13 protein-coding genes are annotated in these 13,430 nt (G+C 73.5%); 3 read left to right on the top strand and 10 right to left on the bottom strand.

Annotated features, from left to right (window positions below; genetic code table 11):
• Nucleotides 1–524 precede the first annotated feature (524 nt).
• The gene (gene trpS, locus ACZ7LK_RS31330) at nucleotides 525–1,523 is read left to right on the top strand and encodes a tryptophan--tRNA ligase (RefSeq protein WP_471144580.1); all 999 of its coding nucleotides are present in this window, start codon (nucleotides 525–527) and stop codon (nucleotides 1,521–1,523) included.
• A gap of 96 nt (nucleotides 1,524–1,619) precedes the next feature.
• Here the strand turns inward: trpS and proC are convergent, their stop codons facing one another.
• The 6 genes from proC to ACZ7LK_RS31360 form a co-directional block, all read right to left on the bottom strand.
• Nucleotides 1,620–2,429, bottom strand: a complete 810-nt coding sequence (gene proC / locus ACZ7LK_RS31335; RefSeq protein WP_392275329.1) for a pyrroline-5-carboxylate reductase — start codon at nucleotides 2,427–2,429, stop codon at nucleotides 1,620–1,622.
• 9 nt (nucleotides 2,430–2,438) lie between these two features.
• Complete coding sequence (locus ACZ7LK_RS31340; protein ID WP_469462177.1) at nucleotides 2,439–2,990, bottom strand: GNAT family N-acetyltransferase; 552 nt, start codon at nucleotides 2,988–2,990, stop codon at nucleotides 2,439–2,441.
• A gap of 9 nt (nucleotides 2,991–2,999) precedes the next feature.
• Entirely contained in the window at nucleotides 3,000–3,737 is a 738-nt protein-coding gene (locus ACZ7LK_RS31345; protein ID WP_469462175.1) for an ABC transporter permease, read from the bottom strand.
• The gene (locus ACZ7LK_RS31350; RefSeq protein ID WP_392275332.1) at nucleotides 3,734–4,501 is read right to left on the bottom strand and encodes an ABC transporter ATP-binding protein; all 768 of its coding nucleotides are present in this window, start codon (nucleotides 4,499–4,501) and stop codon (nucleotides 3,734–3,736) included. The genes ACZ7LK_RS31345 and ACZ7LK_RS31350 overlap by 4 nt, the downstream gene beginning before the upstream one ends.
• Nucleotides 4,502–4,756: 255 nt before the next feature.
• The gene (locus tag ACZ7LK_RS31355) at nucleotides 4,757–5,278 is read right to left on the bottom strand and encodes a hypothetical protein (protein WP_392275685.1); all 522 of its coding nucleotides are present in this window, start codon (nucleotides 5,276–5,278) and stop codon (nucleotides 4,757–4,759) included.
• Between the two features lie 25 nt (nucleotides 5,279–5,303).
• On the bottom strand, nucleotides 5,304–5,618 hold the full coding sequence (locus ACZ7LK_RS31360) for a peptidase (protein WP_392275333.1): 315 nt from the start codon (nucleotides 5,616–5,618) through the stop codon (nucleotides 5,304–5,306).
• 154 nt (nucleotides 5,619–5,772) lie between these two features.
• Here ACZ7LK_RS31360 and ACZ7LK_RS31365 point away from each other — a divergent pair, with 154 nt between their 5' ends.
• A complete protein-coding gene (locus ACZ7LK_RS31365) occupies nucleotides 5,773–7,929 on the top strand; it encodes a serine/threonine-protein kinase (protein WP_471144593.1) in 2,157 nt (718 codons plus the stop codon).
• Nucleotides 7,930–8,093: 164 nt separating this feature from the next.
• Here the strand turns inward: ACZ7LK_RS31365 and ilvD are convergent, their stop codons facing one another.
• From ilvD to ACZ7LK_RS31385, 4 genes are all read right to left on the bottom strand, one after another.
• Nucleotides 8,094–9,947 (bottom strand): dihydroxy-acid dehydratase, encoded by a 1,854-nt coding sequence (gene ilvD / locus ACZ7LK_RS31370; protein WP_392275334.1) that lies wholly within the window; start codon nucleotides 9,945–9,947, stop codon nucleotides 8,094–8,096.
• Between the two features lie 92 nt (nucleotides 9,948–10,039).
• On the bottom strand, nucleotides 10,040–10,648 hold the full coding sequence (locus tag ACZ7LK_RS31375; RefSeq protein ID WP_392275335.1) for a TetR/AcrR family transcriptional regulator: 609 nt from the start codon (nucleotides 10,646–10,648) through the stop codon (nucleotides 10,040–10,042).
• A gap of 106 nt (nucleotides 10,649–10,754) precedes the next feature.
• Nucleotides 10,755–11,561, bottom strand: coding sequence for a sugar phosphate isomerase/epimerase family protein (locus ACZ7LK_RS31380; RefSeq protein WP_392275687.1), 807 nt, complete (start codon nucleotides 11,559–11,561; stop codon nucleotides 10,755–10,757).
• A 44-nt stretch (nucleotides 11,562–11,605) separates the two neighbouring features.
• A complete protein-coding gene (locus ACZ7LK_RS31385) occupies nucleotides 11,606–12,538 on the bottom strand; it encodes a Ppx/GppA family phosphatase (RefSeq protein ID WP_392275336.1) in 933 nt (310 codons plus the stop codon).
• A 39-nt stretch (nucleotides 12,539–12,577) separates the two neighbouring features.
• Between ACZ7LK_RS31385 and ACZ7LK_RS31390 the strand changes: the two genes are divergently transcribed.
• Nucleotides 12,578–13,411 (top strand): DUF3109 family protein, encoded by an 834-nt coding sequence (locus ACZ7LK_RS31390; protein WP_392275337.1) that lies wholly within the window; start codon nucleotides 12,578–12,580, stop codon nucleotides 13,409–13,411.
• Nucleotides 13,412–13,430 lie beyond the last annotated feature (19 nt).

Raw genomic sequence — 13,430 nt, forward strand, 5'->3', positions numbered from 1 at the left:
CCGTTCTTCGCTTTCGCGTTTCCCTTTCCGGCGGTTCCGACTCTATCAGATCCTTTCGGGCCTGATTCCCAGTCAGCGGGGTTTGTCTTTCCGGCCGTTGGGCCGTTCCGACGAGTGAGACTTTAGCGGATTCCTGGGCTCCGACGCTAATCGGGGCCGCGCTCGTTCGAACGTGGATTCCTCATTTCGCAAAAGCGCACGAAAAGCAGGGCGACGGATCGTCGCTCGCTTGGAGTGGTTCTTGCGGAATGGCTGTCCGGGGACCGACCGGGGTCGGCGCTCACGTCGGACAACCCGGAGAACAGTACGGATCGAGCAAAGCCGTGTCAACCCCGGGCCTGGGGGCGTAGTCTTCGGGCATGACATCGCGTGCGTTCACGACCCAGTGGTGGGCCGCCTGACGGCGGCCGCGCTGATACGCATGCACTCAACGGCCGCCGCCTCGGCGGCCGTTCGTGTTTCTCCCTCCGGGGAGGCCCGGCCGCGGTGGCGGGGGCCTCGACCGTAGGGCGGAGGAGAACGCGATGACGCGGATCTTCAGTGGGGTCAAGCCGACCGGGCACCTGACGCTGGGGAACTACCTGGGGGCCGTACGCAGGTGGGCCGAGGTGGACCAGTACCGGGCGGACGCGCTGTTCAGCGTGGTCGACCTGCACGCGCTGACCGTGGAGCACGATCCGGCGCGGGTGCGGCGGCTGAGCCGGCAGGCGGTGACGCTGCTGCTGGCGGCCGGGCTCGATCCGGAGCGGTGCACCCTCTTCGTACAGAGTCATGTGGACGAGCACGCGCGGCTCTCCTATCTGCTGGAGTGCACGGCCACGGACGGGGAGCTGCGGCGGATGATCCAGTACAAGGAGAAGTCGGCGGCGGCGCGGGCGGCCGGGCAGAGCGTACGGGTGTCGCTGCTGACGTACCCGGCGCTGATGGCGGCGGACATCCTGGCGTACGAGACCGACGAGGTGCCGGTGGGGGACGACCAGACGCAGCACGTGGAGCTCACGCGCGATCTGGCGGTGCGGTTCAACCAGCGGTACGGCCACACCTTCACGGTGCCGAGGGCGACGCCGCCGAAGGTGGCGGCGCGGGTGATGGACCTGCAGGACCCGACCGGGAAGATGGGGAAGTCGCACGAGAACGGTGCCGGAATCGTCTATCTGCTCGACGAGCCCGACGTGGTGCGGCGGAAGGTCATGCGCGCGGTGACCGACAGCGGGCGGGAGGTGGAGTACGACCGGGAGGGCCGGCCGGGGGTGGCGAACCTGCTGGACGTACTGGCGGCGTGCCGGGGCGGGGAGCCGGCGGAGCTGACCGGTGCCTACGCGTCGTACGGGGCGCTGAAGGAGGACGTGGCCGAGGCGGTGGTGGAGCTCCTGCGGCCGTTGCGGAAGCGGCACGCGGCGCTGGTGGCCGATCCCGGGTACGTGGACTCGGTGCTGCGGGAGGGCGCCGAGCGGGCGCGGGGGGTGGCGCGGCCGGTGGTGGACCGGGCGTACCGGGCGGTGGGGCTGCTGCCGCCGGGGTGAGCGCCGGGTGGTGGCGGGTGCGGGCCGCCGGCTCCGGGGTGGCGGGGCCGGCGGCGGGCGGGGGCGTCGGGGCGTGGGGGGGCGTCGGCGGGCGGGTCAGCCGTTGCCGCCGGCCAGCTCGCGGCTGCGGTCGCGGGCGGCTTCGAGGGCGGCGATCAGGGCGGCGCGTACGCCGTGGTTCTCCAGCTCACGGATGGCGCTGATGGTGGTGCCGGCCGGGGAGGTCACGGCTTCGCGGAGCTTGACGGGGTGCTCGCCGCTGTCGCGGAGCATCACGGCGGCGCCGATGGCGGCCTGGACGATCAGGTCGTGGGCCTGGGCGCGGGGCAGGCCGAGGAGGATGCCGGCGTCGGTCATCGCCTCGACGAGGAAGTAGAAGTACGCCGGGCCGGAGCCGGAGAGCGCGGTGGCCGCGTCCTGCTGGGACTCGGGGACGCGGAGGGTCTTGCCGACGCCGCCGAAGATCTCCTCGGTGTGGGCGAGGTGGTCGCCGGTGGCGTGGCTGCCGGCCGAGATGACGGACATGCCCTCGTCGACCAGGACGGGGGTGTTGGGCATGACGCGGACGACGGGGGTGTCGGCGGCCAGGCGCTCCTCGATGAACGCCGTGGTGATGCCGGCGGCGGCGCTGATGACGAGGCGGTCGGGGGCCACGTGGGGGGCGAGCTCGTCGAGGAGCTTGCCCATGTCCTGGGGCTTGACGGCCAGGATGAGGGTGTCGGCGCGCTTGGCGGCCTCGGCGTTGGTGACGGTCTCGACGCCGTAGCGGGCGCGGAGTTCCTCGGCACGGTCGGAGCGGCGGGTGGTGACCAGGAGGTGGGCGGCCGGCCACCCGGCCCGGATCATGCCACTGAGCAGGGCTTCACCGATCTTGCCGGTACCGAGGACTGCGACGGTCTGGGTCATGGCTGCTGTTCACCTCGCCGGGTGGGGGTACGTGTCGCCATCCTCGCACCGGGGGCCGGTCCGGGGTGTGGGCGTCCGAGGGGCGGTACGGGAGGGGTCGAGCTCGGCGACGATCTCGTCGTCCTCGACGGTGCCGGTGGGGACGAAGCCGAGCGACTCGTAGAGCGCGCGGGCGGGGGTGTTGTCCGGGTGGTAGGAGAGGCGGACGGCGCGGCAGTCCTCCTTGGCCGTGAGCCAGGCGGTGAGGGTGGGGAGGGCGGCGCGGCCTATCCCTCCGCCCTGGTGGGCGGCGTCGATGAGCATGCCGCCGATCCAGTGGGTGCCGTCGTCCTCGCGCGCCCACATGAGGTGGCCGGTCACCTCGTCGCCGGCGAGGACGGCGAGTGAGTGCCAGACGTCCTCACGCTGGGAGAGGAGCAGGTAGCGGGCGGCGAGGGCGGGGACGTAGGTCCGCTGGTCGTCCCGGGGGGCGACGTCGGCGACGGCCCGCCAGTTGTCGTCGGTCACCTCGTGGAGGGTGACGGGGCGGCCGGTGGCGTCGTGCAGTCCGTAGTCGATCATGCGGCGAGGCTACGGGGTGCGGCGGCGGAGGGTGACGGCTCCGAGGACGAGGACCAGGAGGGCGCAGCCGGCGACGACAAGGCCGTCGCGGACGAAGACGGTGGTCATGTCGGTGTGGTGGAGCACCTCGTTCATCCCGTCGACGGCGTACGACATGGGCAGGACGTCGGAGAGGGCTTCGAGGGCGGGCTGCATGGTGTCGCGCGGGGTGAACAGGCCGCACAGCAGGAGCTGCGGGAAGATCACGGCCGGCATGAACTGGACCGCCTGGAACTCGGAGGCGGCGAAGGCGGAGACGAACAGGCCGAGGGCGGTGCCGAGGAGGGCGTCCAGCAGGGCGACCAGGAGCAGCAGCCAGGGTGAGCCGGTGACGTCCAGGCCGAGGACCCAGAGCGCGGTCGCGGTGGCGAGGGCGGACTGGACGACGGCGAGCAGTCCGAAGGCGAGGGCGTACCCGGCGATGAGGTCGGGCTTGCCGAGGGGCATGGCGAGGAGGCGTTCCAGGGTGCCGGAGGTGCGTTCGCGCAGGGTGGCGATCGAGGTCACCAGGAACATCGTGATCAGCGGGAAGATCCCGAGCAGGGAGGCGCCGATGGAGTCGAAGGTGCCGGGGCTGCCGTCGAACACGTACCGGAGGAGGGTGATCATCCCGACCGGGACGAGGAGCATCAGCGCGATGGTGCGGGGGTCGTGACGTAGCTGGCGCAGTACGCGGGCGGCGGTGGCGAGGGCGCGGGCGGCGTTCACGGGCGGGCCTCCTGGAGGGCGTCGGCGGCGTCGACGAGGCGGAGGAACGCGTCCTCGACGGTGGCGGTGTCGTGGCGGCGGCGGAGTGCTTCGGGGGTGTCGTCGGCGAGGACCTCGCCGTCGCGCATGAGGAGGAGGCGGTCGCAGCGTTCGGCCTCGTCCATGACGTGCGAGGAGACGAGGAGGGTGGCCCCGCGGTCGTGGGCGAGGTGGTGGAAGAGGTCCCACAGGTCGCGGCGGAGGACCGGGTCGAGGCCGACGGTGGGTTCGTCGAGGACGAGCAGGTCCGGGGTGCCGAGCAGGGCGACGGCGAGCGAGACGCGGCTGCGCTGGCCGCCGGAGAGGTTTCCGGCGAGCGCGTCGGCGTGGCGGGTGAGGTCGACGTCGGTGAGGGCGCGGGTGACCGCTTCGGCGCGGGTGTCGTGGTGGGCGCGGCCGGGGAGCAGGACGGCGGCGAAGTAGTCGAGGTTCTGCCGGACGGTGAGGTCGTCGTAGACGGACGGGGCCTGGGTGACGTAACCGACGCGGTCGCGGAGGGCGGGGTCGCCGGCGGGGTGGCCGAGGACGTCCAGGGTGCCGGTGACGTTCGCCTGGGTGCCGACGACGGCCCGCATCAGGGTGGACTTGCCGCAGCCGGAGGGGCCGAGGAGGCCGGTGATGGAGCCGCGCGGCACGGAGAAGGTGAGGCCGCGCAGGACGGTGCGGCGGCCGCGGACGACGGTGAGGTCGTGGGCCTCGATGGCCCGACCCGCATAATTCATCATGTGATGAATATTGCGCGTACGGGGGCGGGCGTCAAGGAGCCGGGGGCCGGGGGATCCCGGGGTGGGGCGTGGGCGTGGGGCGGGGATGTGGGGCGTGGGGCGGGGATGTGGGGCGTGGGGCGGCTTGAGGCGCGCTTGCGCCGAGCGTTGCGGGCGCGGTGCGGCCGGGGCTGCTCGGACTGGTGGGCGCCCGCGGGCGGGCGGGCGCTTGGGGGGACGGGCGGGGGACCCGCGTGCCGCGAGTGCGCGGGTGGGTCAGCGCTTGGAACGCTTCTTGCGGGCGGACGGGTTGCCGGTTCGGGGGGAGCGGCGCTTCTCGTACTGGTCGAGAGCCGTCTCGTACTCGGAGCGCAGCAGCTTCTCGCCCGGCGCCTCGACGAGCGAGCGGACGGAGTAGGCCAGGAGGGAGCCGAGGAAGCCGATCGCCTTCAGGCTCCGCAGCGCCTCCTCCCGCGAGGGGTCGGCGGGACGGCGGGTGAAGCCCTGCCACGTCCGGCTGAAGGCGATGGCGGTGCAGACCGCGAACATGACGACGACGAGGGCGTTGACGAAACCGCCCACCTCGGCGACGGTCAGTCCCTCGTAGGCGAAGCGGAGGACCAGCGCCCCGGCCGCCGCGGCGGCGAGGGAGCCCACGGCGACCCCGGCGCGCCGCAGCCCGTACCCGCCGTCGTGGCCGACCCAGGTCGTGCCGAAGAAGCGGAGGGGCTCGGGCCGCGGCCCGGCGGGGGTGCCGCTGGTGCTGGTGTCGCTGGTGTGGTCGCTCACGGGGTCGATTATCCCCGGGCGGCCGGTGCGGCGGTCAGGAGCAGCGCACGGCGACGTATCCGTCGGTACCGGTGTTCACGTACGCGTCGGAGACGTACTGGCCGTTGGCGATGTTGTCCCACAGATTGGTGGTGCCGTAGGGGCCGGTGACCGTGGTGCCCGGCTTCTGGCAGTTGATCGGGACGCGGACGCCCTCGGGCAGCACCTTGATCACGCTGTAGTTGGTGCCCGGGCCGCTGCGGACGTTGACCCGCTGGCCGGGCGCCACCGGGTAGCGCTTCACCGTGTAGGCGGTCCGGACGGCGTCCTGGCCGTCGGTTCCGGTGGTCGTTCCCGTGGTGTCTTCCATGGCCGTACGGCCCTCCCCCGTAGCGGCGCGTGCCCCGTGCAGCGCGCCGCGCGCAGGCTAACAAGCCCCAAGGGCATCGCACGCATCATCGACTAGGCTCCGTGCGTCGCGCTGGACGCGGGGCGCGCGCGGACGAACACACACGGGGGTGGCGATGCCGCCGTTGCGCAGTACCGGGCCGGGTCAGGGCCCGGCTCCGGAAGCGGAGCATCCGCAGTACGCCGGGCGGTACCGGCTGGAGGAGTGCCTGGGATCGGGCGGCATGGGTGTCGTCCACCTGGCCAGGTCCGCTTCGGGGCTGCGGCTCGCGGTGAAGGTGGTGCACGCCGAGCACGCGGCGGACGCCGAGTTCAGGGCGCGTTTCCGGCAGGAGGTCGCGGCCGCACGGCGGGTCAGCGGGGCGTTCACCGCGCCGGTGGTGGACGCGGACCCGGATGCTCCGCGGCCGTGGATGGCCACGCTCTTCATCGACGGGCCGACCCTGTCGGAGCGGGTCAAGCGGAACGGCCCGCTGGGCTCCCTGGAGCTGCGCGGGGTGGGCGCGGGGCTCGCCGAGGCGCTGCGCGACATCCACCGGGCGGGTGTCGTGCACCGCGACCTGAAGCCGAGCAACGTGCTGCTGGCCGCGGACGGGCCGAAGGTCATCGACTTCGGGATCTCCCGCCCCATGGACAGCGATCTGCGCACGGAGACCGGCAAGTTGATCGGGACGCCGCCGTTCATGGCGCCCGAGCAGTTCCAGCGGCCCCGGGACGTGGGCCCCGCCGCCGACGTGTTCGCGATGGGTGCCGTGCTCGTCCACGCGGCGACCGGGCGCGGGCCGTTCGACTCCAACTCGCCGTACATCGTGGCCTACCAGGTCGTCCACAACGAGCCCGATCTGGCCGGCGTACCGGAGGACCTGGTCCCGCTGCTGCGGCGCTGCCTGGAGAAGGACCCGGCGCTGCGGCCCACGGCGGACGAGCTGATGGGCGAGCTGCGCGCACCCGACCCGGCTCCCGGTCCGGTCCCGGGCCCGGCCGCTCCGCGCCCCGCCGCCCGGCCGGCCCCCGGGCCCGCGCCGCGCCCCGCCCCCCGCGCCGTCACGCCCCGCGGACGGCGGCTGCGCTGGGCGGCCGGGCTCGCGGTGCTCGCCGCCCTGGTCGCGGGCGGCGTGGCCGGGGTGACGGCCGGGGCCCGGGGCGGGCCGCACGGCGAGCCGGCCGCCACCGCCGCGCAGGCCGGCCCCGGCCGCGGGTTCCGCCCCTGGGCCACCACGCTCGGCGCGGGCGGCGGCGAGAACCTGACGCCCCTGTGCACCGCCGGCGGCGACGACGCGCTCTACTGCACCGCCCCCGGGGTCAAGGCCGCCCGCCTCGACCCCGCCGGCGGGCGCGCCCTGTGGACGGTGCGGGCGACGGGCGCCGAGGCGGGCGCCGCCCCGGTCCTCTCCGGCGGGCTGGTCCATGTGGTCGCGCCGGGTGGCGCCCGGCTCGAAGCGCTCCTCCCGGACACCGGCGCCACCCGGTGGAGCGCGGACGTCTCCTCGTACACCGGCGTCCTGCACTCGGGGGACACCGTGCTGCTGGTGGCGGCCGACGGCACCGTCCGCGCGCTGGACGGAGCGACGGGCAGCGAGCGGTGGCGGAAGCGGCGGCTCGCCGCACCGGGCGCCCAGTGGGTGACCGGCGGCGGGGCGGTGTACGCGGCGGCCGCCTCGCCCGACGGGACGTCCACCCTGGTGAGCGCGCTGGACCCGGCGGACGGCCGGGTGCGGTGGACCGAGCGGCTGAGCGGCGCCCTCAGTCCCGTACAGGCGTCGGGGGACGCGCTGCTGCTGCTCGCGGCCGACGCGGACCTGTACACCGAGGCGGTCGTACGGCTGGACCTGGCCGCGCGCACCGCCCGGCGGGTGCCGCTGACGGTCCCGGCCGACCAGGCGCAGGCCGTGATGGCGGGCGGGACGGTGTACGTGATCGGGTCGGGCGGTTCGCTCGCCGCCGTGGACACCGGCGCCGGGGGCGGCGCGGGCACCGGACCGGAGGGCGCCCGGCGGGCGCAGCGCTGGCGCCTGGAGACCGGGGTGACGCACGCGTCCCGCCCGGTGGTGGCGGGCGGGCGGGTGTACCTGACGGCGGCGGACGGGCGGCTGCTGGCCGTGGACGCCGAGCGGGGCGTGCTGCTGGGGGTGACCAAGCCGCGCATGGACGGCGGGCGGTACACGTTCGCCGCGCTGCTGCCGGCGCCCGCCGTCGCGGACGGGAAGGTGTTGGCGACGGCGCCGGACGGGTCGGTCTTCGCCGTGGCGGCGGAGGACCCGGCCCGCTGGTGACCGGCCGGGCCCGGAGCCCGGCCGGCCGGTGATCAGCCGATCGGCCGAACGGCGGAACGGCGGAAGGGCCGAAGGGCCGAAGGGCCGAACAGCTCGATCGGCCGGACGACTCATTCGGCCGGGGACTCGACCGGCCGAGGACCTCGATCGGCCGAGCAGCCCGATCAGCCGAGCTTGGAGACGTCCCGGACGGCGCCCTTGTCGGCGCTCGTGGCCATCGCCGCGTACGCCCGGAGGGCCGCCGACACCTTGCGGTCGCGGTTCCTCGGCGCGTACGTACCGCCCATGGCCTCGCGGCGGGCGGCCAGGACGTCGTCGCCGACCAGGAGCTCGATGGAGCGGCTGGGGATGTCGATGCGGATCCGGTCGCCGTCCTCGACGAGCGCGATGGTGCCGCCGGCGGCGGCCTCGGGCGACGCGTGGCCGATCGACAGGCCCGACGTGCCGCCGGAGAAGCGGCCGTCCGTGATCAGCGCGCAGGTCTTGCCCAGGCCCCGGCCCTTGAGGAACGACGTCGGGTACAGCATCTCCTGCATGCCCGGGCCGCCCTTGGGGCCCTCGTAGCGGATGACGACGACGTCGCCGTCCGTGATCTCCTTGCGGAGGATCTTGTCGACGGCCTCCTCCTGCGACTCGCAGACGACCGCCGGTCCCTCGAAGGTCCAGATCGACTCGTCGACACCGGCCGTCTTCACCACGCAGCCGTCGACCGCCAGGTTGCCCCTCAGCACGGCGAGGCCGCCGTCCTTGGAGTAGGCGTGCTCGGCGGAGCGGATGCAGCCTTCGGCGGCGTCCACGTCCAGGGTCTCCCAGCGCTCCGACTGCGAGAACGCCTCGGCGGAGCGGACGCAGCCGGGGGCGGCGTGCCACAGCTCGACGGCCTCGGCCGACGGCGAGCCGCCGCGCACGTCCCAGGTCTTGAGCCAGTCGGAGAGCGAGGGGCTGTGGACGCTGTGCACGTCCTCGTTGAGCAGCCCGGCGCGGTGCAGCTCGCCGAGCAGGGCGGGGATGCCACCGGCGCGGTGGACGTCCTCCATGTAGTACGTGCGGTTCTTCGCGACGTTGGGCGCGACCTTCGCCAGGCACGGGACGCGGCGCGAGACGGCGTCGATCTCCTCCAGGCCGAAGGGGACGCCCGCCTCCTGGGCGGCGGCCAGCAGGTGCAGGATCGTGTTGGTGGAGCCGCCCATGGCGATGTCGAGGGCCATGGCGTTCTCGAAGGCGGCCGTGGTGGCGATGTTGCGGGGCAGGACCGACTCGTCGCCCTGGGCGTAGTAGCGGTCGGTCAGCTCCACGACCGTGCGGGCGGCGTTCTCGTACAGGGCGCGGCGGGCCGTGTGGGTGGCGAGGGTCGAGCCGTTGCCCGGCAGGGAGAGGCCGATGGCCTCGGTCAGGCAGTTCATCGAGTTGGCGGTGAACATGCCGGAACAGGAACCGCAGGTCGGACAGGCGTTCTCCTCGATGCGGAGGATGTCCGCGTCGGAGATCTTCTCGTTGACGGCGTCCGAGATGGCGTCGACCAGGTCGAGCGTACGGACCGTGCCGTCGACCAGGGTGGCCTTGCCGGCCTCCATGGGACCGCCGGAGACGAAGACCGCCGGGATGTTGAGGCGCAGGGCGGCCATCAGCATGCCGGGGGTGATCTTGTCGCAGTTGGAGATGCAGATCAGCGCGTCGGCGCAGTGCGCCTCGACCATGTACTCGACGCTGTCCGCGATCAGGTCGCGGGAGGGCAGGGAGTACAGCATGCCGCCGTGGCCCATGGCGATGCCGTCGTCGACGGCGATCGTGTTGAACTCGCGGGCGATGCCGCCCGCCTGGGTGATCGCCTCGGAGACGATCCGGCCGACCGGCTGGAGGTGGGTGTGGCCCGGCACGAACTCCGTGAAGGAGTTGGCGACGGCGATGATCGGCTTGCGGCCGATGTCCGCGCCCGGTACACCGGAGGCCCGCATAAGGGCGCGGGCGCCCGCCATGTTGCGGCCGTGGGTGACAGTGCGGGACCTCAGCTCGGGCATCGTCGCTCGCTCCTTCGGACGGATGTGACTCTTCGAGCCTACGCTCCGGCTCCAAGATCTGGACAGACCGTCCGCATACCGGGACGGCCGGCTCAGTCCTCGGTCAGGTACCGCTGGAGGGTGGGCGCGACCATGGCCACGATGTCGTCCGGGTGCGCGGACGCCAGGGGCTCGACCTGGATCACGTAGCGCATGATCGCGATGCCGATCATGTGCGAGGCGGCCAGCTCCGCGCGGAATTTCGGATCCGGTACGTCGAGGTCGTCGGCGATCCGTTCCAGCAGCCGGCGCAGCACGAAGCCGCGCAGCACCTTCGCGGCCGCCTCGTGGGTGAGCGCCGAGCGGAGGATCGCGAGCAGCGGGGCGCGGGTGGCGGGGTTCTCCCACACGGAGATGAAGTAGCGGGCCAGCCGCTCGCCGATGCCCTCGGCGGGCCCGCCGACGATCGCCGGGATGACCAGCGCCGGCTCGAAGGACACCTCGACGGCGGCGGCGAAGACCTCGTCCTTGGTCCCGAAGTAGTGGTGCACCAGCGCCGGGTCGACGCCCGCCGCCTTCGCGATGCCGCGCACCGACGTCTTGTCGTAGCCGCGCTCGGCGAACTCGGCGCGGGCGGCCTGGAGGATGCGCTCCCGCGCGCCCGGGCCCTCGACGGCCTCCGCCCTGGACGGCCGCCCCCGCCCCCGGCGCTCCCCGGTCACCGGAGCCCCGCCGGTGCGGTGCGGGCGGCGGTGCGGGACGCGGTACGGGCGGCGGTGCGGGACGCGGCCGCCGGGCGCGGGGCGGCGGGGCGGCGGCGGGAAGCGGTCATCGGACGCGGGCGGAGGAGGCGAGGTGGAGACGGGTGAAGGCGAGCGCCTCCGCCAGGTCGGCCTCGCGTTCGGCCGCCGACATCGCGCGCCGGGTGTTGACCTCGATCACCACATGGCCGTCGAAGCCGGTGCGCGCGAGGTGCTCCAGCAGCTCGGCGCACGGCTGCGTGCCGCGCCCCGGCACCAGGTGCTCGTCCTTCGCCGAACCCCGGCCGTCGGCCAGGTGGACGTGGCCGAGCCGGTCCCCCATGCGGCCGATCATCTCCATGGCGTCGCTGCGGGCGGTCGCGGTGTGGGAGAGGTCGATCGTGTAGTGGCGGTAGTCGTCCTTGCTGACGTCCCACTCCGGCGCGTAGGCGAGCATCTCGCGGTCGCGGTAGCGCCACGGGTACATGTTCTCGACGGCGAACCGTACGTCCGTCTCGTCCGCCATCCGCCAGATGCCGTCGATGAAGTCGCGCGCGTACTGCCGCTGCCAGCGGAACGGCGGGTGGACGACGACCGTCGACGCGCCCAGCTTCTCGGCCGCCGCCCGGGCGCGCTGGAGCTTCACCCACGGGTCGGTCGACCACACCCGCTGGGTGATCAGCAGGCAGGGCGCGTGGACCGCGAGGACCGGCACCCCGTGGTAGTCGGAGAGGCGGCGCAGCGCCTCGACGTCCTGGCTGACGGGGTCGGTCCACACCATGACCTCGACGCCGTCGTAGCCCAGGCGGGCAGCGATCTCGAAGGCGGTCGCCGTCGACTCCGGATAGACCGAGGCCGTCGACAGGGCGACCTTCGCATCGGGGATGCGCAGCACTGATTCCGACGTTTCAGCCACGTGGGACAGAGTACGGGCACCCGCTAGGCGGCCGGGAGGTGGTCCAGCCGACGCAGGATGACTCCCTCGCGCAGTGCCCATGGGCAGATCTCCAGTTCCTCGACCCCGAAGAGGTCCATCGCACCCTCCGCGACCAGGGCTCCCGCCAGGAGCTGCGGCGCCCTGCCCTCGGAGACCCCGGGGAGGGCGCGGCGCTGCTCGGCGGTCATGGCGGAGAGCTTGGGGACCCACTCCTCCAGTGATGTACGACTCAGTTCCCGCTGTACGTACGGACCCTCGCCCGAGCCGGGAGCGCCGGCCAGCCGCGCGAGCTGCTTGAACGTCTTGGACGTGGCGACGACGTGGTCCGGCCGGCCGAACCGGGCGAACTCCCCGACCGTACGCGCTATCGCCGCCCGTACGTGGCGGCGCAGCGCCCGCACGTCGGCGGGGTCCGGCGGGTCGCCGGGCAGCCAGCCGGCGGTCAGCCGCCCGGCGCCCAGCGGCAGGGACACGGCCGCGTCGGGTTCCTCGTCGAACCCGTACGCGATCTCCAGGGACCCGCCCCCGATGTCCAGGAGCAGCAGCTTGCCCGACGACCAGCCGAACCAGCGGCGGGCGGCGAGGAACGTGAGGCGGGCCTCCTCCTCGCCGGTGAGGACCTGGAGGTCCACGCCCGTCTCGTCCCTGACCCGCTTCAGCACGGCGTCGGCGTTGGCCGCGTCGCGGATGGCGGAGGTCGCGAAGGGGAGCACCTCCTCGCAGCCCTTGTCCTCGGCGGTGCGCACGGCGTCGTGGGTGATGGTGACGAGCCTCTCGACACCACGGGCGCCGATGGAGCCGTCCGCGTCGAGCAGTTCGGCGAGCCGCAGCTCCGCCTTGTGCGAGTGGGCGGGCAGGGGCCGGGCGCCGGGATGGGCGTCCATCACCAGCAGGTGCACCGTATTCGAACCGACGTCGAGGACTCCGAGTCTCATGCCCCGAACGCTACTGTGCCCGGCGCATACGCTTGGAGTGTGCCAAAGACGAAGAAGGCGAAGCCCACGAAGCCCGCCAAGAAGCACGACAAGTCCCTCGGACTTCCCGTACCGGACGTATCCGATGAAAAGGGCCTGGACTTTCCCCGGGCGTGGGTGGAGTTCCCGGACCCGGCCGATGACGAGCAGGTCTTCCGCTGCGACCTGACCTGGCTGACGTCGCGCTGGACCTGTGTCTTCGGCAGCGGCTGCCAGGGCATCCAGGCAGGGCGCGCGGCCGACGGCTGCTGCACGCTGGGCGCGCACTTCTCGGACGAGGACGACGAGGAGCGCGTCGCCACGCACGTGGCGCGCCTGACCCCCGAGCTGTGGCAGTTCCACGACGAGGGCACGTCACCGAACGGGTGGGTGCAGCTCGACGAGGACGGTGAGCGCCAGACGCGCCGCTGGGAGGGCTCCTGCATCTTCCAGAACCGTCCGGGCTTCGCGGGCGGGGCGGGCTGCGCGCTGCACATCCTGGCGCTGCGCGAGGGGCGCGAGCCGCTGGAGACCAAGCCGGACGTCTGCTGGCAGCTACCGGTGCGGCGTACGTACGACTGGATCGACCGCCCGGACGACACCCGGGTGCTCCAGATCTCGATCGGCGAGTACGACCGCCGGGGCTGGGGACCGGGCGGCCACGACCTGCACTGGTGGTGCACCTCGGCGACGTCGGCGCACGGCGCGGGCGAGCCGGTGTACGTGACGTACCGCCCGGAGCTGACGGAGCTGATGGGCAAGGAGGCGTACGAGGTGCTGGCCGGGCTGTGCGAGGCCCGCCTGTCCTCGCTGCTCCCGCTGGTCGCCCCGCACCCGGCGGACCCGGTGGGCTAGGACGCTGCCCGGCCCGGTG

Source organism: Streptomyces sp. NPDC039423, assembly GCF_055598725.1.

Bases quoted from the DNA above. Each gene is read 5' to 3' on its own strand.
- trpS (WP_471144580.1), top strand. From the start codon at position 525: ATGACGCGGATCTTCAGTGGGGTCAAGCCGACCGGGCACCTGACGCTG.
- proC (WP_392275329.1), bottom strand. From the start codon at position 2,429: ATGACCCAGACCGTCGCAGTCCTCGGTACCGGCAAGATCGGTGAAGCC.
- ACZ7LK_RS31340 (WP_469462177.1), bottom strand. From the start codon at position 2,990: ATGATCGACTACGGACTGCACGACGCCACCGGCCGCCCCGTCACCCTC.
- ACZ7LK_RS31350 (WP_392275332.1), bottom strand. From the start codon at position 4,501: ATGATGAATTATGCGGGTCGGGCCATCGAGGCCCACGACCTCACCGTC.
- ACZ7LK_RS31360 (WP_392275333.1), bottom strand. From the start codon at position 5,618: ATGGAAGACACCACGGGAACGACCACCGGAACCGACGGCCAGGACGCC.
- ACZ7LK_RS31365 (WP_471144593.1), top strand. From the start codon at position 5,773: ATGCCGCCGTTGCGCAGTACCGGGCCGGGTCAGGGCCCGGCTCCGGAA.
- ilvD (WP_392275334.1), bottom strand. From the start codon at position 9,947: ATGCCCGAGCTGAGGTCCCGCACTGTCACCCACGGCCGCAACATGGCG.
- ACZ7LK_RS31385 (WP_392275336.1), bottom strand. From the start codon at position 12,538: ATGAGACTCGGAGTCCTCGACGTCGGTTCGAATACGGTGCACCTGCTG.